We start from the raw sequence: 22,905 nt of genomic DNA, 5'->3' as shown, positions 1-22,905 counted from the left end.
TCATCGACAATCGATCCCACCGGGAGTTCTGTGCACCCGGGAGGGGTCAGCCCACAGGCGGCGTGCCGTGCGTGTGGAAGGACTCGATGGTCTTCAGGCCCCAGGCCTGCCCCTTCTTGCGCTCCTCCTCGGTCCAGGTGACGAGCGGCCAGTCAGGGGCCAGGACGAGGCGTGTGAGGGGGTTGCACAGCTCGATGCGGTTGCCGCCGGGCTCGTAGACGTACAGGAAGAACGTCTGCTGGATGGCGTGCTTGTGCGGGCCCGTCTCGATGAACACCCCGCTGTCGATCGCCAGGTCGGCCGCCCGCAGGACGTCCTCCCGCGTGTCGGTCGCGAAGGCGATGTGGTGCAGCCGCCCGGCGCTGCCGGTCCAGTCCGACGTGTAGACGACGTCGTACGACTTGTTCGTGTACGTCAGCCAGCGCGCCGCGATCTTCCCCGTGTCGAGGCGGATCTGCTCGGTGGGCCGGGCCCCGAGGACGTCCTGCTGGAACTCGGCGTTGGCGAGGACGTCGGCGGCGAGGAAGTTGACGTGGTCCAGGCGCCGTACGCCCACGCCCCGGTTGGGCTTGGCCTGCGGCTGGTTCTTCAGCGCCGGCTTCAGCTCCTCGGGGGCCCGGTAGTACTCGCTCTCCCAGTACAGGGCGTGCTCGTGTCCGTCCGGGTCGGCGGTGACGTAGAGCTTGCCGAGCCCGGGTTCGTCCTCGACCCAGCGCCCGGCCCCGCCCGCCGCCTCCACCGCTTCGACACGGCGGTGCAGGGCCTCCTCGCTGGAGGTGCGCAGGGCGAGCCGGCCGAGGCCGGGCTGTGCGCGGGCGGTGAGCACCAGGCTGTGGTGCTCGTAGTCGTCGAAGGTCCGCAGACAGACCGTGTCGCCGTCCTGCCCGTTGACGGTCAGCCCGAGATAGTCGGTGAAGAAGGCGACGCTGGCGTCCAGGTCCGGGGTGAAGAGCTGGGCGTGGCCGATGTGGGCGATGTCGCCGAGCGGCGGAGTCATCGTTGACCTCCTTGGAAGGGTGCGGGGATCGGCGCCGTCCCGGCGGAGCCGGGGGAACCGGCGGAACCGGGGGAACCGGCGGAACCGGGGGAACCGGCGGAACCGGGGGAACCGGCGGAACCGGGGGAACGGAGAGAGCGGGCGGAAGGGAGAGAAGGGGCGGAACGGGGAGAACGGGGGAACACCGTGCCGTCGAAGAGCTTGCGGGCCGTGCGGACCACGGCGGTGCGGCGGGCGGCGGGCAGTCCGTCGGGGGCGGTTCCGAGGCTACTTTCGATGTCCAGGAATCCCGTGGGATGTTCTATGCGCATTCGGTCACTGTCGGGCGTGAGCCGTGCGAGCCGTGCGCCCACGCCGCCTTCGATGCGCAGGCCGGCGGCGACGCTGGCCGCACCGAGCACGCCGATGGAGGTGTGGCAGCGCACCGGGATGAAGGTGCGGGTGGTGATCGCGCCGCCTGCGCGGGGCGCGGCGAGCAGGGTGAGCTTGGGCACGGTGGCGTCCGAGACGTCGCCGAGGCCCATGAGACGGCCCGCCGCCAGCCGGATCGCGCGCAGCCGGTCGGCGAGGGCCACGTCCTCCTCCAGGTCCCGCGGCGACTCGTAGCCGGTGACCTTGAGCGAGGTCGCCTCGATGAGCACCGTCGGCATCCCGTTGTCCACGCAGGTCACCGCGATGCCGTCGATCTCGTCGCGGACATTGCCGGTGGGCAGCAGCGGGTGGGCGCTCGGCGGGAACTCGATCACCACGGGCGCCGCCGTCCCGGGCACGCCCGAGATCTCGGCGTCCCCGGTGTAGCGCACCCGGCCGCCGGGGGTCGGGAAGGTCGCCGTCGCGTGGTCGCCGGTGTTGACCATGCGGATGCGGACGGCGGTCTCCTGCTCCCCCGCCGCCACGAGTCCGCGCTCGACGGCGAACGGGCCGACGCCGGCGAGGATGTTCCCGCAGTTCTGACGGTCGCTCACCTCCGGCCTGTCGACGGCGACTTGGAGGAAGAGGTAGTCGACGTCGGCGTGCGGATCGGCGGAGGGCGACACCACGGCCACCTTGCTGGTGAGCGGGTGCGCCCCGCCGACGCCGTCGATCTGCCGCTCGTCGGGGCTGCCCATGACGCGCAGCAACAGCTCGTCGCGCAGGGCCGGTTCGGCCGGGAGGTCCTCGGCGAGGAAGTAGGCGCCCTTGGAGGTGCCGCCCCGCATCAGCAGACAGGGCACCTCCTCGGGCACGAACGTCACGACCGCTCCCCCGCACGACCCTCGGACCCTTCGCGCCCCGCGCGCCCCTCGGACCCTTCGCGCCCCGCGCGCCCCTCGTCTCCTTGGTGCTCCTCGTACGTCCGGTACTCCACGCCCAGTCGCTTGAGGGTGTCGCGCAACCCGTAGCGGTCCAGGCCGAGTTCGCCGTCGAGGAAGGCGGCGCGGGTCCTCGCCTCCTTGGCCTCGCGGGCCTCGGACGCCAGGGCGGCGGCGCGGGCGCGCTCGCGCGGGACGACCACGACGCCGTCGTCGTCGGCGAGGATCACGTCGCCGGGGCGGATCACCTGGCCGTCGATCGCGACCGGCACGTTGACCGAGCCGCCGGTCGCCTTCACCGTGCCCTGCGCGGAGACGGCCCGCGCCCAGGCGGGAAAGTCCATGTCCCGCAGTTCCTGGGTGTCGCGGACGCCGGCGTTGGTGATCAGGCCGCGCACCCCGCGCTGTTGCAGCGCTGTGGCGAACAGCTCGCCGAACATGCCGTCGGTGGACGGGGAGGTGGTGGTGACGACCAGGACGTCGCCCTCGCCGCACTGCTCCACGGCCGCGTGGATCATGAGGTTGTCGCCGGGCCAGCTGAGCACGGTGACGGCGGTGCCGACCATCCGCACGCCCTGCTGGACGGGCCGGATCTGCGGGCTCAGCAGCCCGGTTCGGCCCATCGCCTCGCTGACGGTGGCCACGCCGAAGCCGCCCAGGGCCTCGACGTCGGCCGCGTCCGCCTTCGGCGGGTTGGTGACGATCACTCCGCCCATGGCTATGCCAGCTCCTTCGCGATCTGCGGGTAGGGGCGCATGTACGCCTCGGCCATGGTCTTGTGCGCCAGGCCCAGGTTGGGGCCGGCGTTGCGCTTGAGCTGGACGCCCCGGCGGACGGCGAGGTCGGTGTAGTAGTCCCACAGGTGCTGCTGGGCGCCGAGGCACTCCATGGCCGTGCGCTTGGCGGCCCACACCTCGGTGATGTCGAGCAGGACCTCGGGCTTGAAGCCGCTCATCTCGGGCTGGTGCGGCTCGAAGTAGAAGACGGGCGGCGCGCCGATGATCTCGCCCTCGCCCGGGTAGCCGATGGCCTGGGCGAGGACACGGGCCTCCAGGGCCATCCGGCTCGCGGCCGGGTGGTCGCCGTTGTACGGGTCCTCGGCGGGGTGGGTGAGGACGACGTCCGGCTGCGTGTCGCGGTAGACGGCGACGAGCCGGTCGGTCAGCTCGGCGGTGGCCACCAGCGGGTAGTCGCCGGCGTCGAAGAAGCGGACCTCGGCGCCCAGGGTCGCGGCGGCGCGCTCGGCCTCGTCCCGGCGGATCGCCTTGATCTCCTCGAGCTTCCTGCCCTCACGCCACGCCTTGGCGGACTCGCCGCGCTCGCCGAAGGTCAGACAGGCGATGGTGACCTTCTCCCCGCGCGAGGCGGCCAGGGCGATGGCGCCGCCCGCCCGCCACACGAAGTCCCCGGCGTGCGCGGTGACGACGAGGGTCGATCGGGGTGGGACGGCGGGCGCGTTGGCCTGGGTCATGCTGAATCTCCTTGGTGACAGATGGGCGCCCGCCCGCACCGCCGCGATCGGTCGCGATCAGTCGCGCAGCGCCTCGATCACACTGGTGAGGTGGGCGCGGACGGCCGTCTCGGCCGCCTGCGGGTCCCTGGCCCTGATCGCTTCGATCATGGTCAGGTGCTCGTTCAGGGATTGCTGCGGCCGCCCCGGCCGCAGCGCCAACTGGAAGCGGTGGCGCACCAGTTGGGCGTTGAGCCGCTCCAACAGCTCCTGCGCGGTCCGCTGGTCGGAGAACTCCCGGATGCGGACGTGCAGTTCGTGGTTGAGGTCGGAGTAGGTGACCGGCTCGCCGTCGGCGACGGCCTTGCTCATCGCCGTGCCGAGGTCGGTCAGCTGGAGCAGCTGCTCGTCGCTTGCGGCGACGGCCGCCTTCGCCGCGCACAGCCCTTCGAGGACCATGCGGCACTCGGTGATGGCCACCGCTTCGTCCACGGTCACCACCCGCACCCGCGAGCCGCGGTTGCGGATCCGCTCCACGAGTCCCTGGGACTCCAGATCGATGAGCGCCGCACGGATGCTGGCCCGTGTCACACCGAACTGCTCGGCGAGCTCGTTCTCCACCAGCCGCTGCGCCGGGGCCATCTCGCCGTGCAGGATCGCCTGCCGCAGCTGCGCGAGCGCATGCTGCTTGGCCTGCTCTCCGGTGCTCGGACGGGCTTCTTTCGGCATCGTTTGCCCTCCCTGAGTGAGTGCCTGTCGAACCTAAATCTAGCCAAACAAGATTGTCAACAATTTTGTCCGCCGTATTGCCTGCGAACGTCGGCGGCGCTGCGTTCCCGTGGCGGCGCCGCTCGGTCCCTCCCCCACCTCGGCCGGCCGCGACCTCCCCGTCACCGCCCCCACCCTGCCCTGCGCCCAGCTCGCCGCCCAGGACTTCGGCCGCCTCGACGACGCAGCGACCAGCATCACCGCCACGGCCGTCGTGGCCAAGAGCGCGAGCAACGCGTAGAAGCACTGCAAGGTATCCGGCGTCATCGCCCCGCAGATCCGCTTCGAGCCGCGGCTGCCCACGCCGACGTACCGGCAGCGCTGTCTCCGGCTCGGCTGAAGATCGTGAAGGCGGCACGGGCGACCGGGACGACGCCGCGAACCACGTCGCGTACACCCCGAAGGGCAAGACCGCCGACGACGCCTGCGACTGGGCGGGCGCCCCCATCCCGTCCGGCCACCGGACCGCCGGGCCTAGCTCCGGGACGCTCTAGACCGGCTGCAGGACCAGGTCGAAGCGGGCGTGCCGAAACGGGTTCGGCACCCCGAACTGCCGGGCCAGGGCCGGGTCGTCGACCGGGGTGAAGTCCTGGACGAGGCTCTGCTTCACGGCGAACACGGCGTCGGAGTCGAGGAAGTCGCCGCCCGCCACGAAGATGTGCGTGGTCACCGGGGCGTGGCCGGCGGCGGAGGCGATGAAGTGGATATGGGCGGGACGGTACGGGTGCCGTCCCGTCGCCGTCAGCAGCGCGCCGACCGGACCGGGGGTCGTTCCACCCGCCACGGGGAGCCTCGCGCGGCGCCACGATCGCACCCGTGTCCGCCCGCCTCGTCACCCGGCGTCCGTCGTCTGTTCGACGAGCGCGTCTGTTCGACGAGCGCGTCTGTTCGACGAGCGCGTCTGTTCGACGAGCGCGTCTGACTTGATGGACGCGTCTATTTGATGAGCGCGTTCGCCACGACCACGATCACGCCGAGCAGTGCGTCCACCGCGCCGATCAGCACCGCGACCGGCCACGCGCGATGCGACCAGCGGGCCGTGACCAGGCCCAGGGTGAACAGCAGGGCGATGTTGAGGGCGAACGCCGGGTACTCCACCCCGTTCGCCGGCCACCAGCCCCAGCCCGCGCCCGCGAGGATCGCGACGGTGGGCAGGACGGCCGCGACCAGCGGCCACTCCAGGGCGAGGGTGCGCAGCGCGTCCCCGCGGCGGTGCGGGGCGCGCTCGGCGATGTAGTGGGCGTAGCCGTGCGCGAGCGCGGAGGCGAGGGCGGTCACCACCAGCCAGACGGCGTCGTAGCGGCGGCTGTCTCGGGAAGTGTGCCCGTACTGGGTGAGCGCGGCGACCATCGAGCTCGCCAGGACCGCGCCGTAGACGCCGCCGAAGAGGAGCGCCTCGCGGGTGTCGTGCGGACGCTGCGGGTGGGCCGCCGCCGTGGACTGCGCCATGCCCTCCACGATCACCCGGCCCCGCCCCGCCCGCCAGTCGCGACGAAGTGTCCTCCCGCCTGGGCCGATCCGCCACACTCTGTCGGCGGCCGGGCGGCGGACGCTGTCGCTAGGGTCGGTCCATGACCCACAGCTTCGTTCTCCACATCCCCGACGCCGACCTCGAGCCCGATCCGCTCGACCCGGGGCAGATCGTCTCCGGGACGCCCGAGGTGACCGGGAAGGTGGTGTGGGAGTCGGCGGACGGCACGCAGATCCGCGGGATCTGGCAGATCACGCCGGGCGTCGTCACCGACACCGAGGCGGACGAGCTGTTCGTGGTGATCAGCGGGTCGGCCACGATCGAGGTCGAGGGCGGCGAGACCCTACGGGTCGGCCCCGGCGACCTGGCCGTGCTGCGCGCGGGCGACCGTACGACGTGGACGGTGCACGAGACGCTGCGCAAGGCGTACGCGATCAGTCTGTGACGGCGGCCGTGGTGCCCCGGATCTCCAGCGCGGGCGCGGCGAGGTGGACGCGGCCCGGCAGGCCGGGCGTGTCGAAGCGGTCGAGGAGGCAGCGGGCCGCGCGCCGGCCGACCTCGTGACCGGCGTTGTCGACGGTGGTGAGCCAGACATGGCGCAGCCGGGAGATGCTCGTGTTGTCGTAGCCGGTGACGGACAGGTCCCGGGGGACGCGCAGCCCCAGTTCCTCGGCCGCCGAGAGCGCGCCGACCGAGGCGATGTCGTTGACGGCGAACACGGCGGTGGGGCGCGCCGGGCGGCTGAGCAGCCGGACGGTGGTGCGGTAGCCGCCCTCCTCGGTCATGTCACTGGGCTCCACCAGGGCGCCGTCGGCGAGCCCGTGCGCCCGCATCGTCGCCTCGAAGCTGCGTCGGCGCAGTTCGCCGACCGCGCCGTAGCCCGCGATGTGCGCGATCCTGCGGTGGCCGAGGCCGATGAGGTGCTCGGTGATCAGCCGCGCGCCCCGCTCGTCGTCGCCCGCGACCACGTCGACGCCGGCCGGGACCGGCTCGCGGGCGCCCGCGACGACGACCGGGATGCGGGCGGCGACCGCGCCCAGCGCGGCCGGGTCGGGCAGGGTGCCGACCACGACCAGGCCGTCGACCCGGAGGTCCAGGAGGGGGCCGGCCGGGTCCTGGCCGGTGCGGCGGTTGAGGCGGGCGTCGGCCAGCAGCATGTGCAGGCCGTGGTCGTGCAGCAGCGGGTTCAGGCCGTCGAGGAGGTCCACGAACCAGGGGTTGCGCAGGTCGTTGAGGAGGACGCCGACCGTGCGGGTGCGCTGCTCGCTGAGGCTGCGCGCGGCTGCGTTCGTCCGGTAGCCGAGTTCGCGCACGGCCCGCAGCACGGCCTCCCGCTTCTCGGCGCGCACCTGCTCGGAGCCGCGCAGCACCAGGGAGACCAGCGACTTGGACACTCCGGCGCGGTCGGCGACGTCACGGATGGTCGGCGGTCTCATGCCATGGACCGTTCCATGCGGCCCTCCGGCTTGTCAAAGGGTTGACACCAGTGGAAACCCCGCTCAGGGTGGCCTGGACAGATTATGGACCGGTCCAAAGAGGGGCTGTCATGGTGGATGTGGATGCGCATGCCGAGGGGGACGCGTTCGGTGTCGCCGTCGTCGGATTCGGCTGGATGGGCCGGGTGCACACCCAGGCGTACGCCCGCGTCCGGCACCACTATCCGCAGCTGGCCCTGCGCCCGGAGCTGGTGACGGTCGCCGAGGACGTGCCCGGCCGGGCCGAGGAGGCCGCGGCGCAGTTCGGGTTCGCGGCCACCGCCCGGGACTGGCGCGAGGTGGCCGCCGATCCGCGCGTGCGGGCCGTCAGCATCACCGCGCCGAACTTCCTGCACCGCGAGATCGGCGTCGCGATGGCCGAGGCCGGAAAGCACATCTGGATCGAGAAGCCGGTGGGCCTGACGGCGGCGGACGCGCGCGCGGTGGCCGACGCGGTCGCGCAGGCCGGCGTCCAGGGCGCGGTCGGTTTCAACTACCGCAACGCGCCCGCCGTGGAAGCCGCCCGCGCCCTGATCGCCTCCGGTGAGCTGGGCACGGTCACCCACGTGCGCGTCCGCCTGTTCAGCGACTACGCGGCCCATCCGGACGGCGCCCTGACCTGGCGCTACGAGCGGGAGCGCGGCGGCAGCGGGGTACTGGGCGACCTGGCCTCGCACGGCGTGGACCTGGCCCGTTTCCTGCTCGGCGACATCGCCTCCCTGACGGCCGACACGGCGATCTTCCTGCCCGAGCGGGCCCGGCCCACCGGCGCCACCGCGGGCCACACCCTGGCCACCGGCGGCGAGCTCGGCCCGGTCGAGAACGAGGACTACGTCAACTGTCTGCTGCGCTTCGCCTCCGGCGCGCGGGGCGTCCTGGAGGCGTGCCGGGTCTCGGTCGGCGAGCAGAACAACTACGGCTTCGAGGTGCACGGCACCCGGGGCGCGGTGTTCTGGGACTTCCGCCGGATGAACGAGCTGGGCGTCAGCCGCGGCACGACGTACCAGGACCAGCCCGTCAGCACGGTGTACGTCGGCCCGGGCGACGGCGAGTTCGCCGCCTTCCAGCCCGGCGCCGCGAACGCCATGGGCTACGACGACCTCAAGGTCGTGGAGGCGTACCGCTTTCTGCGGTCGATCGCCGAGGGCACGCCGTACGGGGCGACGCTCGCGGACGCGGTGCACAGCGCGACCGTGCTGGAGGCGATGGCGCGCTCCGCGCAGAGCGGTTCCTGGGTGGACGTGAACCCGTAGGGGCAGGGGGCTGGGACCACCCCGGTTCCGGTCCTCAGGCCCAGGGACTTCGAGCCCCCGGAACGGCAGGCTTCAGGGGTCGGCGCGAGTGCGCCGGCGCGGTATCCGCCGCACCGAGAACCCGGGGGACTCCATGTCCGAAATCCTCGCCCGCCGTCTGACCGGCCTCGCGGGCATCGCCGCCGCGGCCGCCCTCATCGTCGAAGTGCCGCTGTACTTCGTCTACTCGGGCCCGCCGCCGGACGTGAACGTGCTGTCCCGGCTGCTGGTCGGGATCGTCGCGCTGGCGTTCCTGGTGGTGTTCGTGACGGCCTTCCGGGAACTGGTCAAGCGCGTCGACCCCGCCCATGAGTGGGTCGGCTCGCTGGCCTTCGCGACGGGGCTCGTCTACGCGACGGTCACCCTGGTCTCCAGCGGTCTGGAGGCCGGCGCGGTCATCGCCGTGGACCGTCCGATCGACCCGACGATCGACGTCAGCGGCACCTACGTCCTCTACGGGTCGATCTCCCGTCTGATGCTGGCGCTCTTCCTGACCTCGTTCGGGTACGCCGTCGCCCGCACCCGCCTGCTGCCGCGCTGGACCGGCCGGTCGGCGTACGTCCTGGCGGCGGTCAACCTGGCCTTCGTGCCGTCGCTGTTCTTCGGCAACGACCCCGCGTTCTTCTACGCGGCGAACGGCTGGGGCACGACCGCGCTGATGGGGGCGATCCTCAGCTACTGGCTGCTGGCCCTGGGCGTCAGCGTCCACCGCAGCGCCGCCCGGACGGCCGCTTCGGTGTGAGGCCGGATCAGCCGGCCGTCGCCCGCGGCGGCAGGTTGTACGGGGTGACCACCTGGGTCGCCGACGGCAGGGTGGGCCCGGCGGGCGGCAGCGCGCCGTGCGCCCGCATCACCGTGTGGCAGGCCTCGCGCATGTCGTGCCGCAGGTCGTGGTGGAGGACGGCGGACAGCCGGTGCTCGCGCAGCAGCCGGGTGTTGTCGTGGTCGAGGTCGTGCGCGACGAACACCGCGCACTCGCGGCCCAGGTCGGCGAAGGCGCGCAGGGTGGCGATGTTGCCGCCGCCGATGGAGTAGACGGCGCGGATGCGCGGGTCGCGGGCGAGCGCGGCCCGCACGGCGTCGTACTGGGTGGCGTCCAGGCCCTGGCCCTCGGCGATCTCGACGAGCGTGCGCTGCGGATGCTGGGCCCGCATCACGCTGCGGAAGCCCATCTCGCGCTCCTCCTCGTTGCGGAAGAAGCCGCTGCTGAGGCTGGTGAGCACATTGCCGGGACGGTCCCCGAGCCACTGCCCCATGAGGTACGCGGCCGTGGCGCCGGCGGCCCGGTTGTCGGTGCCGACATAGGCGAGGCGGGCGCTGGCGGGCAGGTCGGTGACGAGGGTGACGACCGGGATGCCGGCGGCCACCAGGCGGCCCACGGCGGCGGTGATCTCGGGGACGTCGGGCGCCTTCAGGATCACCCCCTGCGAGCCGCGCCGCGCTATCAGGTCCAGCGTCCTGACCTGCTCCTGGACCGGCCCGGTCTCCCGGAAGTGGAAGCGGGAGCGCAGCACGGCCGGATGCAGGGCGGGCAGCTCGGCCTCCAGGGCGGCGCGGACGGCGGTGGTGAAGCGCTCCGGCGCCTGCATCACGATGTCGACCATGAAGGTGCGGCCGACGAGCCGGACCTGGGTGCGCTGCCGGTCCAGGTCGGCGATGGCCCGCTGCACCTCCTGCGCGGTGGACTCGCGCACCCCTCCCCTGCCGTTGAGGACCCGGTCCACGGTGGCCTCGCTGAGACCCGCCTGACGTGCGATCTCACGGATCGGGAAGGGGTGGCCCACGGACGGCTCCTTGAGGGGTTTTTGACGGCTGCCTGCTGGTTGTTCGAGGGGTTTGTACTGACAACAATGGCAGCACTGAGCCGCCGCTGTCACCGAAGGGACGACGATGTCCTTCACCCCCGTCCAGAGCCATGCCGCATGGCTGAGCGAACAGGACTGCGACCTCGACGCCTTCCGCCCCCTCGTCGAGCGCACCACGCACCTCGCCGACTACCCGCACGCCGCGTCGGTCGAGGGCAACGTCCTCGTCTACGACAGCGAGCGACTGCGCGCCGTCGAAGCCGCCGGAGCCGGCCGCGCGGTACGGGCCGAACTGGTGCGCGCCTTCGCCGACGGGCCCGGGATCGTGGTCCTGCGCGGCGCGTTCCCCGACCCGGCGGTCGTCGACCGGGCCACCGCCGTCTTCGACGCGCTGATCGCCGAGCAGCACGCCTCGGGCCACAGCGCCGGCGACCACTTCGCCCGCCCGGGCGCCAACGACCGCGTCTGGAACGCCCTGGAGAAGGCGGCCCTGTACGACCCGGAGGCGTTCGCCGACTACTACGCCAACGACATGCTGGCCCTGGTCTCCCGCGCCTGGCTGGGCCCCGGCTACCAGATCACCTCGCAGGTCAACGTGGTCAACCCGGGCGGTACGGCGCAGAGCGTGCACCGTGACTACCACCTCGGCTTCCTCTCCAACGAGACGGCCGCCGCCTACCCGGCGCACGTGCACCGGCTCTCCCCCGTGCTCACTCTCCAGGGCGCGGTCGCGCACTGCGACATGCCGGTGGAGTCCGGCCCCACGCTGTATCTGCCGTACTCGCAGACGTACGAGCCCGGGTATCTGGCGTGGCGGCTCCCCGAGTTCCAGGCGTACTTCGAGAAGCACCACGTCCAGCTGCCGCTGCGCAAGGGCGACGCCGCCTTCTTCAACCCGGCCGTCTTCCACGCCGCGGGCTCCAACCGCACCGCCGACGTGCGCCGTACGGCCAATCTGCTCCAGGTGTCCTCGGCGTTCGGGCGGGCCATGGAGAGCGTGGACCGGGAGGCGGTGGCGAACGCCGTCTTCCCCGTGCTGCTGGCCCGCCGGGCGCAGGGCGTGGGCGAGGAGTGGCTGGAGCACGTCGTCGCCGCGAGCGCCGAGGGCTATCCGTTCCCCACCAACCTCGACCGGGATCCGCCGGTCGAGGGTCTGGCTCCGCCCTCCCAGGCGGACGTCGTACGACAGGCGCTGCGCGAGGGCTGGACCCCGCAGGCGCTCCGCGAAGAGCTGCGGGCCGGCGCCGAACGCCGCGCCACCTGAAAGGGCAGGAACATCATGGGACTCGACGACAAGGTCGTCCTCGTCAACGGCGGCAGCCAGGGCGTCGGCGCCGCGATCGCCCGGGCCGCGGTCCGTGAGGGCGCGGTCGTCGCCGTCACCGGGCGCCGGGCGGAACCGGGCGACGCGCTGGTGGCGGAGCTGACGGCGGCGGGCGGCAAGGCGACGTTCGTCCGCGCCGACCTCGCGGACGCCGAGCAGACGAAGGCGGCGGTCGCCGAGGTCGTGGCCGCGTACGGCCGGGTCGACTGCCTGGTGAACTCGGCGGGGCTGACCTCGCGCGGCACCCTGCTGGACACCACGCCCGAGCTGTTCGACGAGCACATCGCGATCAACCTCAAGGCGCCGTTCTTCGCGATGCAGGCGGTGGTCGCGGACATGGTGGCCCGGGAGGAGCCCGGGACGGTCGTCAACATCATCACCTCCTCGGCGCACGGCGGGCAGCCCTTCCTCGCCCCTTACGTGGCCGCCAAGGCCGGGCTGATCGGGCTGACCCGCAACGCGGCGCACGCCCACCGCTTCGACCGGGTCCGGATCAACGGCCTCAACATCGGCTGGACGGCGACCGAGGGCGAGGACGCCACGCAGAAGGCGTTCCACGGCGCCGGGGACGACTGGCGGGAGCAGGCGGCCGCACGGCTGCCGATGGGCAAGCTCGGCCAGCCGGACGAGATCGCCGACTTCGTGGTCTTCCTGCTGTCCGACCGGTCGGGCGTGGTCACCGGTTCGGTGATCGACTGGGACCAGAACGTCCTCGGCGGCCTCGACTGACCTCTCTGCCCGACCTCGCAAGCCACCCGTACCCCCAAGGAGCACCTTCCCCATGCGCATCGGAATCCTCGGCCTCGGCCGCATCGGCGCCTTCCACGCCGAGACCCTCTCCGGACTCGACGTCGTCGAGTCGCTCGTCGTGGCCGACCCGTTCGCGGAGGCCGCCAAGAACGCCGCCGAGCGGTTCGGCGCCGAGGTCGCCGACTCCCCCGAGGCCGTGCTGGCGGCCGGCGTGGACGGCATCGTCGTGGCGGCCGCGACCGACGCCCACCCCGCGCTGATCCTGGCCGCGGTCGAGGCGGGCGTGCCCGTCTTCTGCGAGAAGCCCGTCGCCAAGACCATGAGCGAGGGCGTCGAGGTCCTCAAGGCCGTCCAGGGCAGCGCCGTCCCCATCCAGATCGGCTACAACCGCCGCTTCGACGCCGGCTTCGTCGCCGCGCGCGCCGCCGTGCACTCCGGCGAGCTGGGCAAGCTGCACACCGTACGGTCGACCACCCTGGACCCGGCGCCGCCGCCGGCCGCGTACATCGCCGCCTCCGGGGGCATCTTCCGGGACTGCTCCGTGCACGACTTCGACATCATCCGCTGGGTGACGGGCCGCGAGGTCACCGAGGTGTACGCGGTCGGCGGCAACCGGGGCGCGGACTTCATCAAGGAGGCGGGCGACGCCGACACCACCGGCGCGATCCTCACCCTCGACGACGGCACCATCGCGGTGGTCTCCAACTCCCGCCACAACGCCCGTGGTTACGACGTCCGCATGGAGATCCACGGCTTCACCGACTCCATCGCCGTGGGCCTGGAGGACAAGCTGCCGCTGCGCTCGGTGGAGCCCGGCGTCACCTTCCCCGCCGGCGTCCCGCACGACTTCTTCATGGACCGGTTCACGGCCGCCTACCGCGCCGAGCTCACCGCGTTCACCGAGGTCGTGTCCGGCGCCCGCCCGTCGCCCTGCACGATCGAGGACGCCCTGGAGGCGGGCTGGATCGCGGAGGCGTGCACGCTGTCGCTGCACGAGCACCGGCCGGTGACGATCGCGGAGGTGCGGGCGTCTTCCTGAGGCCCAGAAGGCCCAAGAGGCCTGGCAGGAGGGGGCGGTGGCGATGCGCCACCGCCCCTTCTCGCGTTCTGCCCTGCTGTTCTGCCCTGTCGTTCTGCCTTGCCGTTCTGCGGCTCAGAGGGCGTTGCGGACCGACACCTCGTCGGGGTCGAAGGCGTCCCGCGAGGGGTCCCTCGGCTGGGGAGGCTGCTCCTCCACCATGTCCTCCAGAAGAATCCGCTCCGGCAGCGCACCGAACCGGGCCTTGCGCAGCGCCTCGGAGCCGTCCGACGTCGCGTCCGGCTGCTTCTCGTCCTGCATCGAGCCTCCCGTCCACCCCTGCACACCTTGCAGTCCCTGCAGTCCCTGCACCTGTCTGAACGTTCTCACCGCGCCGTCGGTTCCGCCGGCAGGTTGAAGACGTGGTCCGGGGAGATGATCTTCGTGATCGCGTCGCCGAACACGGTGCTCGGTTCCTGGTTCTTGTAGTCGATGTCGGTGTTCAGCACGACGACGAGGGTCGCCCGCGCCGACGGCAGATAGATCGTCAGGGACTCGTAGCCCGGCAGGGAGCCGTTGTGGCCGATCCAGCCCTGCACGTTGAAGATGCCCAGACCGTATCCGGCGCCCGGGATCGTGGTCGGCGGTGTGATCAGCCGCTGCTTCTGGGTGTCGGGGCTGATCAGGGTGTCACCGTCGGGCAGGACGCCCGTGGCCACCGTGCGCGCCCAGATCCGCAGGTCCTGCAGCCGCGAGATCATCGCGCCGGCCGCCCAGCCCCAGGAGGGGTTCCAGTCGGCCGAGTCCTCGACCTTCCCGGTGGCGGTCTGGTTCGTGTAGCCCTGGGAGTGCGGCTCGGGGAACTCCGCGCCGGTCGGGAAGAGGGTGTGCTCCATGCCGGCCCGGTCGAGGATGTGCTGCTGGATGTACTTCCCGAGCGGCTGACCGCTGATCTTCTCGACGACCAGGCCGAGCAGGATCAGGTTGGTGTTGCAGTAGTAGAACTCCTTGCCGGGCGGGAACAGCACCGGGTGCTTGAAGGAGTAGTCGAGCAGCTGCTGCGGGGTGAAGGGCCGCGTCGGGTCGGAGGTCAGCGCCTTGAAGAAGTCCTCGTCCGCCGAGTAGTTGAACAGCCCGCTGCGCATGCCGGCCAGCTGACGCAGGGTGATCTCGTCGCCGTTCGGCACGCCGTCGATGTACGTGCCTATGGTGTCGTCGAGGCCGATCTTCCCCTGGTCGACGAGTTCCAGCAGCGCCGTGACGGTGAACGTCTTGGTCTCGCTGCCGATCCGCATGTACAGGTCCGGCGTCATCTCCCTGCCGGTCTCCTTGTCGGCGACGCCGAAGGCCTTCACGTACTGACCCTTGTCCGGCGTCCAGATGCCGACGGCGACGCCCGGGACGTTCGCCTGCTCCATGACCCGTTGCACGGCGTCGTCGACCTGCTGCTGCACGGCGGGGGTGAGTTCACGGACGCCGTCGCCCGAGGAGGACGCGGAGGGCGAGGGCGGATCGGTGGCGGCGACGGCCGAGACCGTCGCGGCGGACGAGGACGGCAGCGCCAGAGCGGCCCCGCCCGTGGCCGGCACCACCAGCGCGCCGACCGCGGCGGCGGCGACGGCCCCTCTGCTCAGTCGGATGTACGGGTGTGTCATGGGCTTGCTCCCGCATGAGGAGGTTGCGCCGCAGGCCACAGCCGCACCAGGGGCACGGGCCGCGTGCGGCCCATCAGTCTCCAGCTTAGGAGCGCCCGCACACGCCCGCCTGTCGACGCCGACACGCCCGGCCGGCGGACCTCCGGGCCTCTGTGCCTCTGTGCCTCATCGCCTCTGAGCCACCGGGCCACCGGGCCTTCTGCCTACAAAGACGCCCCGGTCCCAGGGACCGGGGCGTCCGACGCACTCGCGTACCGCTCGCACTCCACGTACGGCTCACGTCTCCGTGTACTTCCGTGTACCGCTCGCGTCCCGCTCTCGCCGTCCCTCTGCCCCTCTGTCCCTCTCGTCCCTCAAGCCCCGCAGGACCGCAGGAACTTGCGGGTCCGCACCGCGATGGGCAGCGGCGCGTCGGGCTCGCACGGGTACATGTCCTGCTCGACGATCGCGAACAACTCGACGCCGAGCCGCTGCGCCGCGACCAGGACCGGCTCCAACTCCGGTACGCCGGACGGCGGTTCGCACATCACCCCGCGCTGGACCGCCGGCCCGAACGGCACCTCGTCGGCGACCACGGCGGCGAGGATCTCCGGATCGACCTGCTTGAGGTGAAGATAGCCGATGCGTTCGCCGTAGGTCTCGATCAGCTGGACGCTGTCGCCGCCGCAGTAGGCGTAATGCCCCGTGTCCAGGCAGAGGTTGACCAGTTCGGCGTCGGTGGAGTCCAGGAACCGTTCGACATGGGCCTCGGTGTCGATGTGGGTGTCGGCGTGCGGATGGACCACGAGATCCAGGCCGTACGTCTCCTTCACCTCGTGCCCGAGCCGCTCCATGCCCTTGGTGAGATGCGCCCACTGCTCGCCGGTCAGCTCCGGCGGCTCCAGGATCTCCGCGGTCTTGTCGTCGCGCCAGAAGGACGGGATCACCACCAGGTGCCGGGCGCCCATCGCCTGGGTGAGCGCGGCCACTTGGCTCACGTGCGCCCAGGTGGACTCCCAGACCGAGGGGCCGTGGTGCAGGCCGGTGAAGACCGTGCCCGCGGACACCTTCAGACCGCGCCGGTCCACCTCGTCGGTGAGCCGGACCGGGTCGGTCGGCAGGTAGCCGTACGGTCCCAGCTCGATCCAGGAGTAGCCCGCCTCGGCGACCTCGTCCAGGAAGCGTTCCCAGGGCACCTGTCGGGGATCGTCGGCGAACCACACGCCCCAGGAGTCGGGAGCGGAGCCGACGCGGATGCGGTCGAGCAGGGGAGAGCCGGGGGCGGGAGAGCCGAGTGCGCCGGACATGTCAGGCCGTCCCCTCCCCCGAGCTCGCCACGGGAGCGGTGAGGTCCTTCTCCTCGGGGAGCTCTTCGACGTCGACGCCCCGTACCTGTGCCAGTTCGTGCTTGAGGGCGGCGAGTTCGGCTCCGCCGGCCATGTGGTTGGTGAGCTCTTCGAGGCTGACCTGGTCGCGGGAGGCGGTGAGTTCGAGGGTTCCCAGGCGCAGGACGCTGAAGTGGTCGCCGACCATGTAGGCGTGGTGGGGGTTGTGGGTGATGAAGATGACGCCGAGGCCGCGGTCGCGGGCGGCGGCGATGTACTTCAGGACCACGCCGGACTGCTTGACGCCGAGGGCGGCGGTGGGCTCGTCGAGGATGAGGACGCGGGCGCCGAAGTAGACGGCGCGGGCGATGGCCACGCACTGGCGCTGGCCGCCGGAGAGGGTGCCGATGGGCTGTTCGAGGTCGTCGAGGACGATGCCCATGTTGCGCAGTTCCTGGTCGGCGGTCTTCTTCATCTTCTCGATGTCGAGACGGCGCAGGGGCCAGGGGCCCTTGGTCATCTCGGAGCCGAGGAAGAAGTTCCGCCACACCGGCATCAGGGGGACGGTCGCCAGGTCCTGGTAGACGGTGGCGATGCCCTTGTCGAGGGCCTGACGGGGGGTGGTCAGGCGGACGGGTTCGCCGTCGACGAGGAACTCGCCCTCGGTGTGCTGGTGGAGTCCGGAGACGATCTTGATGAGGGTGGACTTGCCGGCGCCGTTGTCGCCCAGGACGCAGGTGACCTTGCCGGGGTGGACCTCGAGGTCGACGCCGTGCAGGGCACGGATGTTGCCGTAGGACTTGCCCGCGTTGCGCAGTGCGACGAGGGGACGGTCGCCGTCCTCGGCGACGGTGTCCGTCAGGATCGCGCCGTGCGTGCCGGCCGTGTTGTCGGTGTGGTCAGTGGTCATGCGGGTCTCACCTCCGGGTCGCCGTGCGCTGGACCCACAGATTGATCATGACGGCGCCCAGCAGCATGACGCCGAGGAAGGCCTTGAACCAGTCGGGGTTCCAGCCGGCGTAGACGATGCCCTGCTGGACCATGCCGAACATGAACGCGCCGAAGACCGGGCCGATCGCGGAGCCGGCGCCGCCGGTCAGCAGACAGCCGCCGATCACCGCGGCCGAGATGTAGATCAGCTCCTGGCCGACGCCCTCGCCGGACTGCACGGTGTTGAACGTGAACAGCTGGTGCATCCCGACGAACCAGGCGCCGAAGCCGACCAGCATGAACAGGGTGATCTTCGTGAACGCCACCGGCACGCCGACGGCCCGCGCCGACTCCTTGTTGCCGCCCACCGCGAAGATCCAGTTGCCGTACTTCGTGCGCAGCAGCACCCAGGTGGCGATGGCCGCGAAGACCAGCCAGTACACGATGGTGATCTTCACCTGGACGCCGCCGACGTCGAAGGACGACGCGAAGACCTTCTTGGCCTGGTCGAAGCCGTCCATGGTGCTGATGTCGTCGGTGGCCACGTTCTCGGTGACCAGCTTGGTCACCGCCAGGTTCACGCCCTGCAGGATCAGGAAGCTGCCCAGGGTGATCAGGAAGCTGGGCAGTCCGGTCCTGACCACCAGCCAGCCGTTGAGGAAGCCGATCCCCAGCGACACCAGCAGCGCGACGATCACGCCGACCCAGACGTTCATGGTCAGTTGGTAGCTGAGCATGCTCGCGGTGAGCGCCGAGGTGATGACGGCGACGCCGGCCGACAGGTCGAACTCGCCGCCGATCATCAGCAGGGCCACGGGCAGCGCCATGATCCCGATGGTCGACGACTGGTACAGGATGTTGGCCATCGAGCTGCCGTCGCGCACCGGCGGCGCCGTGATCAGGAAGAACACGTACACCGCGGCCGCGCCGAGGAAGACGCCCACCTCGGGACGGCCCAGCAACCGCAGGGCCAGGGAACGTCGAGCGGTCCGGCCGTCGGACTCCTTCGGGCCGGGGGCCGGCGGTGAGGTCACCGCCGGCTCGGCATGATGGGTCATGCTCATCACCTGGTGCCCTTCGCGGCGAAGGCGGCCACCGCGGCGACGTTGGACTTGTCGACGAAGGCGGGCCCGGTCAGCACCGGCTGCTCACCGCCGCCCATGTAGTTGCCGTTGGTCTTGTAGAGCCACAGGGAGTCGATCGCCAGGTAGCCCTGGAGCCAGGGCTGCTGGTCCACGGCGAACTCGATGGTGCCCTTGCTGATGGCGCCGGTCAGGTCCTTGTTGAGGTCGAAGGTGGCGATCTTGGCCTTGCTGCCCGCGTCGGTCACGGACTGCGTGGCGGTGAGCGCGAACGGGGCGCCCAGGGTGACGACGTAGTCGATCGCCTTGTCCTGAGTGAGCTTGGCGGTGATCGTCGACTTCACGGACGGCATGTCGGTGCCGTTGACGTTCAGGACCTCGGTGGTGCCCGTGAACGTCTTCTTCACCCCGTCACAGCGCTGGGTGAGGCCGATGTTGCCCTGCTCCTGGATGACACAGACGGCCTTCTTGGCGCCGGCTTCGTTGAGCCGCTTGCCGAGCGCCTCGCCGGCCACGGTCTCGTCCTGGCCGAAGAACTCCATCAGGCCGAGCTTCTGCCATTCGCTCACACCGGAGTTGAGGCCGACCACGGGGATCTTCGCGGTCGACGCCTTGCTGATGACGTCCTTCAGCGCGTCCGGCTTGGCGAGGGTGACGGCGATGCCGTCGACCTTCTGGTCGATCGCGTTCTGCACCAGGTTGGCCTGGTTGCCGGCGTTCGGGTCGGCGGAGTAGATCAGCTTGACGTTGTCCTTGGCGGCGGCCGCCTCGGCGCCCTTGCGGACGATGTCCCAGAAGGTGTCGCCGGGCGACTGGTGGGTCACGAGGGCCACCGTCATCTGCGGTGTGCTCGCCTTGCCCGCGGAGGCGCCGTCCGCGCTCTCCTCGGACTTCTTGCCGCCCGAGCTGCTGGAGCAGCCCGCGAGGGTCAGGGCCACCGCAGCGGCCATGGCCACTGCGGGGACGATTCTGCGGGAGCGGGCGGGAGAAGAGCTGTCCATCTTTCCTGCACCTCACTGTGCGAATGGGGAAACGACGGGGAAGGGGGAGGGCGATCGCGAGGATCCGGGACCCGGCACTGCTCGGTTCCGGGCCATACGCCGAGTCCGCGGCTGATTCAGTTTCCCGCGGACTCGGCTTCTGCGCTGCTGGGACGGGATCCAACTCCCCTGGCGCATCCGCTGTCAATACTTTGTTAAGACATCATTTCACGAGCAGGTCAGAATGTAAGAACAAAGCATTGACAGTGTCGGCCTTCAGGGCCTACACCTGGGAGACGCCAGACCCCGACCATCGTGAGGAGCGTCGCGTAGGGCCAAGTCAGCCGGGTCCGCGCATCCGATCATGATGGTGCGTTCCGGGGCCGATCGCCACCCCCCACCGACCCCAGGAGGCGCCCCGATGGCGAAGACCGGTTCCCGTGCCGTGTCCGGCTCCGCGCTCGACGCGCTGCACTTCGCGCTGGACCGCACCAGCCCGGTGCCGCTGTACTACCAGCTCGCCCAGCAGCTCGAGGCCGCGATCGAGCACGGAGCGCTGGCCCCCGGCAACCTCCTGGGCAACGAGATCGACCTGTCGACCCGCCTCGGCCTGTCCCGCCCCACGGTCCGCCAGGCGATCCAGTCCCTGGTCGACAAGGGCCTGCTGGTGCGCCGCCGCGGCGTCGGCACGCAGGTCGTGCACAGCCAGGTCAAGCGCCCCCTGGAGCTCAGCAGCCTCTACGACGACCTGGAGGCCGCCGGACAGGGGCCCACCACGCACGTCGTACGCAACGAGCGCGTCCCCGCGACCGCGGACGTCGCCGCCGCCCTGGGCATCGCGGAGGGCACCGAGGTCACGCTCCTGGAGCGGCTGCGCTCCACCCACGGGCAGCCGGTGGCGTACCTGTGCAACTATCTGCCGCCGGCCCTGCTGGACCTCGACACCGACCGGCTGGAGGCGACCGGCCTGTACCGGATGATGCGCGCGACCGGCATCACCCTGCACAGCGCGCGCCAGACCATCGGCGCCCGTTCCGCCACCGCCGAGGAGGCCGCCGTCCTCGCGGAGAAGGAGGGCGCGGCCCTGCTGACCATGCAGCGCACGGCGTACGACGACACCGGGCGGCCGGTCGAGTACGGGACGCACATCTACCGGGCGTCCCGGTACGCGTTCGACTTCCAGCTGCTGGTCAGGACCTGAACCGGGGGCGGCTCAGGTCCCGACCGTGGGGCGGCTCAGCGCGGGGCCATCCGCAGCGCGCCGTCCATCCGGATGGTCTCGCCGTTGAGGTAGTCGTGGTCGACGATCGCCAGGGCGAGCTTGGCGTACTCCTCGGGCTGGGCCAGGCGGTGCGGGAAGGGCACCCCGGCCGCGAGCGAGGCGCGGAACTCCTCGGAGACCGTGGCCAGCATCGGCGTCTCGACGATGCCCGGGGCGATGGTGCACACCCGGATGCCGTACTGCGCCAGGTCGCGGGCGGCGGGCAGGGTCAGGCCGACGACGCCGCCCTTGGAGGACGCGTAGGCGGCCTGGCCGACCTGGCCGTCGTACGCGGCGATGGAGGCGGTGTTGACGATGACGCCCCGCTGGCCGTTGCCGTCGGGCTCGGTCTCGGCGATGGCCTCCGAGGCGAGCGCGAGGACGTTGAAGGTGCCGATCAGGTTGATCTGGATCACCTTGGCGTACAGGGCCAGGTCGTGGACGCCCTTCTTGCCGAGGATCCGCATGGACGGGCCGATGCCGGCGCAGTTGACGACCGTGCGCAGCGGCACGCCCGCGCCGGCCGCGACGGCGACGGCGGCGCCCACCTGCTCGGGGTCGGTGACGTCGGCGGGCACATAGGTCACGCCCGGCGCCTCGGGCGCCCGGTCGATGCCGTCCTTGAGGTCGACGGCGAAGACCTGGGCGCCCTGCTGCGCGAGGGCCTTCGCGGTGGCCGCGCCGAGGCCGGACGCACCGCCGGTGACGAGGGCGGCGGTGTTGGCGAGCTGCATCATCACTCCTTGCCGAGGACGGTGAGCACACCGCCCTCGTCACGGTCCAGCGCACGGGAGATGATCATGCGCTGGATCTGGTTGGTTCCTTCGAAGATCTGCATGACCTTGGCCTCGCGCATATAGCGCTCGACGGGGAAGTCACGCGTGTACCCGTACCCGCCGAGGACCTGCACCGCGTCCGTGGTCACCTTCATGGCATTGTCCGTGGCCACGAGTTTGGCGATCGACGCCTCCCGTGTGAAGGGCAGCCCGAGGTCCTTCAGCCGCGCGGCGGACAGCGTGGTGGCACGGGCCGACTCGATCGCGGCGCCCATGTCGGCGAGCACGAACGCCAGACCCTGGTGCTCGATGATCGGCTTGCCGAAGGTCTCGCGCTCACGGGCGTAGCGCACCGCGTGGTCCAGGGCGCCCTGGGCGAGGCCGGTGGCGACGGCGGCGATGCCGAGGCGGCCGCAGTCGAGGGAGGCGAGCGCGATCTGCAGGCCCTGGCCCTCCGCCCCGATCCGCCGCTCGACCGGCACCCGGACGTCGTCCAGCCGCATGGTGGCGGTCGCCGACCCGGTCAGGCCCATCTTCCGCTCCGGCGGGTCGGCGCTGAGGCCCGGGGCGTCGGCCGGGACCAGGAAGCAGGAGATGCCGTGGGCGCGGTCGTCGGAGGTGCGGGCCATCACCGTGTAGAAGTCGGCGTACCCGCCGTGGGTCGTCCAGGCCTTGGCGCCGTTGAGCACGTACTGGTCGCCGTCCCGGACCGCGCGGGTGAGCATGGCCGCCGGGTCGGAGCCGGCGTGCGGCTCGGACAGGCAGTACGCGCCGAGGAGCTCGCCGCCGACCATCTCCGGCAGCCAGCGTCGCCGCTGCTCCTCGGTGCCGAAGCGGGCCAGCGGGAAGCAGGACAGGGCGTGCACGGAGATGCCCACCGCGACGCTCGACCAGATCGCGGCGACCTCCTCGATCACCTGGAGATACACCTCGTACGGCTGTCCCGCGCCGCCGTCCTCCTCGGCGAAGGGCAGCCCCAGCAGGCCGCTGCGCCCGAGGGTGCGGAAGACGTCACGGGGGAAGGCGGCTTCCGCCTCCGCGTCGGCGACCCTGGGCGCGAGTTCCTTCGTGGCCAGGGTGCGGGTGAGCTGGATGAGCTCGACGGCTTCCTCGGTCGGCAGAGCGCGGGTGGCAGGCATGGCAACCTCACGAGGTGATACTGAAAGGAGTACGACAGTATCATTCAGAGTACGCCACCAGGCGCGCGAAGGCACCCGCGAGACGCCTGCGAGGAGCCCATGAGGGCATCCGCAAGGGCGCCTACGCGGGTGCGGG

At 71.4% G+C, this 22,905-nt stretch carries 24 protein-coding genes and 1 pseudogene; 8 read left to right on the top strand and 17 right to left on the bottom strand.

Translation table 11 applies throughout. The annotated features are described in order from the left end of the window. Positions 1-46 precede the first annotated feature (46 nt). The 5 genes from OG562_RS37190 to OG562_RS37170 are packed head-to-tail and all read right to left on the bottom strand — an operon-like array spanning position 47 to position 4,468. The gene (locus tag OG562_RS37190) at positions 47-997 is read right to left on the bottom strand and encodes a catechol 2,3-dioxygenase (RefSeq protein ID WP_266405919.1); all 951 of its coding nucleotides are present in this window, start codon (positions 995-997) and stop codon (positions 47-49) included. Beyond that, the gene (locus tag OG562_RS37185) at positions 994-2,232 is read right to left on the bottom strand and encodes a 4-oxalomesaconate tautomerase (protein ID WP_266405918.1); all 1,239 of its coding nucleotides are present in this window, start codon (positions 2,230-2,232) and stop codon (positions 994-996) included. Before OG562_RS37185 ends, OG562_RS37190 begins: the two co-directional genes overlap by 4 nt. Then, complete coding sequence (locus OG562_RS37180; protein WP_266405917.1) at positions 2,229-3,005, bottom strand: 4-carboxy-4-hydroxy-2-oxoadipate aldolase/oxaloacetate decarboxylase; 777 nt, start codon at positions 3,003-3,005, stop codon at positions 2,229-2,231. Before OG562_RS37180 ends, OG562_RS37185 begins: the two co-directional genes overlap by 4 nt. Positions 3,006-3,007: 2 nt before the next feature. Continuing rightward, positions 3,008-3,760, bottom strand: a complete 753-nt coding sequence (locus OG562_RS37175) for a PIG-L deacetylase family protein (protein ID WP_266405915.1) — start codon at positions 3,758-3,760, stop codon at positions 3,008-3,010. 57 nt (positions 3,761-3,817) lie between these two features. Then, complete coding sequence (locus tag OG562_RS37170; protein WP_266405914.1) at positions 3,818-4,468, bottom strand: GntR family transcriptional regulator; 651 nt, start codon at positions 4,466-4,468, stop codon at positions 3,818-3,820. Positions 4,469-4,577: 109 nt separating this feature from the next. On the opposite strand from OG562_RS37170, the gene OG562_RS37165 reads away from it, so the two are divergent. Beyond that, positions 4,578-4,748 (top strand): hypothetical protein, encoded by a 171-nt coding sequence (locus tag OG562_RS37165; protein WP_266405912.1) that lies wholly within the window; start codon positions 4,578-4,580, stop codon positions 4,746-4,748. Positions 4,749-4,997: 249 nt separating this feature from the next. Here the strand turns inward: OG562_RS37165 and OG562_RS37160 are convergent. Further along, positions 4,998-5,270, bottom strand: a pseudogene (locus OG562_RS37160) (6-chlorohydroxyquinol-1,2-dioxygenase); the annotation flags it as partial. Positions 5,271-5,443: 173 nt separating this feature from the next. Then, on the bottom strand, positions 5,444-5,956 hold the full coding sequence (locus OG562_RS37155; protein ID WP_266405910.1) for a hypothetical protein: 513 nt from the start codon (positions 5,954-5,956) through the stop codon (positions 5,444-5,446). Between the two features lie 122 nt (positions 5,957-6,078). Between OG562_RS37155 and OG562_RS37150 the strand changes: the two genes are divergently transcribed. Further along, entirely contained in the window at positions 6,079-6,423 is a 345-nt protein-coding gene (locus tag OG562_RS37150) for a cupin domain-containing protein (protein ID WP_266405908.1), read from the top strand. Here OG562_RS37150 and OG562_RS37145 read toward each other — a convergent pair. Beyond that, a complete protein-coding gene (locus OG562_RS37145) occupies positions 6,413-7,414 on the bottom strand; it encodes a LacI family DNA-binding transcriptional regulator (RefSeq protein WP_266405906.1) in 1,002 nt (333 codons plus the stop codon). The genes OG562_RS37150 and OG562_RS37145 overlap by 11 nt on opposite strands. Before the next feature lie 110 nt (positions 7,415-7,524). Here OG562_RS37145 and OG562_RS37140 point away from each other — a divergent pair, with 110 nt between their 5' ends. Both OG562_RS37140 and OG562_RS37135 read left to right on the top strand, forming a co-directional pair. Then, positions 7,525-8,706, top strand: coding sequence for a Gfo/Idh/MocA family protein (locus tag OG562_RS37140; protein WP_266405904.1), 1,182 nt, complete (start codon positions 7,525-7,527; stop codon positions 8,704-8,706). A gap of 133 nt (positions 8,707-8,839) precedes the next feature. Then, positions 8,840-9,487, top strand: coding sequence for a hypothetical protein (locus OG562_RS37135; protein ID WP_266405902.1), 648 nt, complete (start codon positions 8,840-8,842; stop codon positions 9,485-9,487). Between the two features lie 7 nt (positions 9,488-9,494). Here OG562_RS37135 and OG562_RS37130 read toward each other — a convergent pair whose 3' ends face one another. Beyond that, the gene (locus tag OG562_RS37130; RefSeq protein WP_266405901.1) at positions 9,495-10,529 is read right to left on the bottom strand and encodes a LacI family DNA-binding transcriptional regulator; all 1,035 of its coding nucleotides are present in this window, start codon (positions 10,527-10,529) and stop codon (positions 9,495-9,497) included. Between the two features lie 106 nt (positions 10,530-10,635). Between OG562_RS37130 and OG562_RS37125 the strand changes: the two genes are divergently transcribed. Genes OG562_RS37125 through OG562_RS37115 form a run of 3 tightly spaced genes read left to right on the top strand, consistent with a single transcriptional unit; the run spans position 10,636 to position 13,663 of the window. Next, complete coding sequence (locus tag OG562_RS37125; protein WP_266405900.1) at positions 10,636-11,814, top strand: phytanoyl-CoA dioxygenase family protein; 1,179 nt, start codon at positions 10,636-10,638, stop codon at positions 11,812-11,814. Positions 11,815-11,829: 15 nt separating this feature from the next. Further along, positions 11,830-12,603 carry an SDR family oxidoreductase gene (locus OG562_RS37120; RefSeq protein WP_266405898.1) on the top strand — a complete coding sequence of 258 codons (774 nt, stop codon included), beginning with the start codon at positions 11,830-11,832 and terminating at the stop codon, positions 12,601-12,603. Between the two features lie 52 nt (positions 12,604-12,655). After that, complete coding sequence (locus OG562_RS37115; RefSeq protein ID WP_266405897.1) at positions 12,656-13,663, top strand: Gfo/Idh/MocA family oxidoreductase; 1,008 nt, start codon at positions 12,656-12,658, stop codon at positions 13,661-13,663. Between the two features lie 114 nt (positions 13,664-13,777). On the opposite strand, the gene OG562_RS37110 is transcribed toward OG562_RS37115, so the two are convergent. From OG562_RS37110 to OG562_RS37085, 6 genes are all read right to left on the bottom strand, one after another. Beyond that, positions 13,778-13,963, bottom strand: coding sequence for a hypothetical protein (locus tag OG562_RS37110; protein ID WP_266405895.1), 186 nt, complete (start codon positions 13,961-13,963; stop codon positions 13,778-13,780). A gap of 65 nt (positions 13,964-14,028) precedes the next feature. After that, positions 14,029-15,297 carry a serine hydrolase gene (locus OG562_RS37105; protein WP_266405893.1) on the bottom strand — a complete coding sequence of 423 codons (1,269 nt, stop codon included), beginning with the start codon at positions 15,295-15,297 and terminating at the stop codon, positions 14,029-14,031. A 353-nt stretch (positions 15,298-15,650) separates the two neighbouring features. Further along, positions 15,651-16,583, bottom strand: coding sequence for a sugar phosphate isomerase/epimerase (locus tag OG562_RS37100; RefSeq protein ID WP_266405892.1), 933 nt, complete (start codon positions 16,581-16,583; stop codon positions 15,651-15,653). A gap of 1 nt (position 16,584) precedes the next feature. Beyond that, a complete protein-coding gene (locus OG562_RS37095; RefSeq protein ID WP_266405890.1) occupies positions 16,585-17,511 on the bottom strand; it encodes an ATP-binding cassette domain-containing protein in 927 nt (308 codons plus the stop codon). Between the two features lie 7 nt (positions 17,512-17,518). Further along, complete coding sequence (locus OG562_RS37090; protein ID WP_266405889.1) at positions 17,519-18,595, bottom strand: ABC transporter permease; 1,077 nt, start codon at positions 18,593-18,595, stop codon at positions 17,519-17,521. Continuing rightward, positions 18,595-19,614, bottom strand: a complete 1,020-nt coding sequence (locus OG562_RS37085) for a sugar ABC transporter substrate-binding protein (protein WP_266405887.1) — start codon at positions 19,612-19,614, stop codon at positions 18,595-18,597. Before OG562_RS37085 ends, OG562_RS37090 begins: the two co-directional genes overlap by 1 nt. 400 nt (positions 19,615-20,014) lie before the next feature. On the opposite strand from OG562_RS37085, the gene OG562_RS37080 reads away from it, so the two are divergent. Next, complete coding sequence (locus OG562_RS37080; protein ID WP_266405885.1) at positions 20,015-20,794, top strand: GntR family transcriptional regulator; 780 nt, start codon at positions 20,015-20,017, stop codon at positions 20,792-20,794. A 35-nt stretch (positions 20,795-20,829) separates the two neighbouring features. On the opposite strand, the gene OG562_RS37075 is transcribed toward OG562_RS37080, so the two are convergent. Both OG562_RS37075 and OG562_RS37070 read right to left on the bottom strand, forming a co-directional pair. Then, complete coding sequence (locus tag OG562_RS37075) at positions 20,830-21,588, bottom strand: SDR family NAD(P)-dependent oxidoreductase (protein ID WP_266405884.1); 759 nt, start codon at positions 21,586-21,588, stop codon at positions 20,830-20,832. 2 nt (positions 21,589-21,590) lie between these two features. After that, entirely contained in the window at positions 21,591-22,769 is a 1,179-nt protein-coding gene (locus OG562_RS37070) for an acyl-CoA dehydrogenase family protein (protein ID WP_266405883.1), read from the bottom strand. Positions 22,770-22,905 lie beyond the last annotated feature (136 nt).

Source organism: Streptomyces sp. NBC_01275 (genome assembly GCF_026340655.1).
In the GTDB taxonomy this organism is placed as follows: Bacteria; Actinomycetota; Actinomycetes; order Streptomycetales; family Streptomycetaceae; genus Streptomyces.
This window is presented reverse-complemented; position numbering and strand designations above follow the sequence as displayed.

Coding starts and splice junctions, on each gene's coding strand:
- OG562_RS37145 (WP_266405906.1), bottom strand. CDS start 7,414: ATGAGACCGCCGACCATCCGTGACGTCGCCGACCGCGCCGGAGTGTCC.
- OG562_RS37180 (WP_266405917.1), bottom strand. CDS start 3,005: ATGGGCGGAGTGATCGTCACCAACCCGCCGAAGGCGGACGCGGCCGAC.
- OG562_RS37140 (WP_266405904.1), top strand. CDS start 7,525: ATGGTGGATGTGGATGCGCATGCCGAGGGGGACGCGTTCGGTGTCGCC.
- OG562_RS37075 (WP_266405884.1), bottom strand. CDS start 21,588: ATGCAGCTCGCCAACACCGCCGCCCTCGTCACCGGCGGTGCGTCCGGC.
- OG562_RS37085 (WP_266405887.1), bottom strand. CDS start 19,614: ATGGACAGCTCTTCTCCCGCCCGCTCCCGCAGAATCGTCCCCGCAGTG.
- OG562_RS37115 (WP_266405897.1), top strand. CDS start 12,656: ATGCGCATCGGAATCCTCGGCCTCGGCCGCATCGGCGCCTTCCACGCC.
- OG562_RS37135 (WP_266405902.1), top strand. CDS start 8,840: ATGTCCGAAATCCTCGCCCGCCGTCTGACCGGCCTCGCGGGCATCGCC.
- OG562_RS37120 (WP_266405898.1), top strand. CDS start 11,830: ATGGGACTCGACGACAAGGTCGTCCTCGTCAACGGCGGCAGCCAGGGC.
- OG562_RS37080 (WP_266405885.1), top strand. CDS start 20,015: ATGGCGAAGACCGGTTCCCGTGCCGTGTCCGGCTCCGCGCTCGACGCG.
- OG562_RS37100 (WP_266405892.1), bottom strand. CDS start 16,583: ATGTCCGGCGCACTCGGCTCTCCCGCCCCCGGCTCTCCCCTGCTCGAC.
- OG562_RS37175 (WP_266405915.1), bottom strand. CDS start 3,760: ATGACCCAGGCCAACGCGCCCGCCGTCCCACCCCGATCGACCCTCGTC.
- OG562_RS37095 (WP_266405890.1), bottom strand. CDS start 17,511: ATGACCACTGACCACACCGACAACACGGCCGGCACGCACGGCGCGATC.
- OG562_RS37110 (WP_266405895.1), bottom strand. CDS start 13,963: ATGCAGGACGAGAAGCAGCCGGACGCGACGTCGGACGGCTCCGAGGCG.
- OG562_RS37190 (WP_266405919.1), bottom strand. CDS start 997: ATGACTCCGCCGCTCGGCGACATCGCCCACATCGGCCACGCCCAGCTC.
- OG562_RS37150 (WP_266405908.1), top strand. CDS start 6,079: ATGACCCACAGCTTCGTTCTCCACATCCCCGACGCCGACCTCGAGCCC.
- OG562_RS37125 (WP_266405900.1), top strand. CDS start 10,636: ATGTCCTTCACCCCCGTCCAGAGCCATGCCGCATGGCTGAGCGAACAG.
- OG562_RS37155 (WP_266405910.1), bottom strand. CDS start 5,956: ATGGCGCAGTCCACGGCGGCGGCCCACCCGCAGCGTCCGCACGACACC.
- OG562_RS37070 (WP_266405883.1), bottom strand. CDS start 22,769: ATGCCTGCCACCCGCGCTCTGCCGACCGAGGAAGCCGTCGAGCTCATC.
- OG562_RS37090 (WP_266405889.1), bottom strand. CDS start 18,595: ATGAGCATGACCCATCATGCCGAGCCGGCGGTGACCTCACCGCCGGCC.
- OG562_RS37105 (WP_266405893.1), bottom strand. CDS start 15,297: ATGACACACCCGTACATCCGACTGAGCAGAGGGGCCGTCGCCGCCGCC.
- OG562_RS37170 (WP_266405914.1), bottom strand. CDS start 4,468: ATGCCGAAAGAAGCCCGTCCGAGCACCGGAGAGCAGGCCAAGCAGCAT.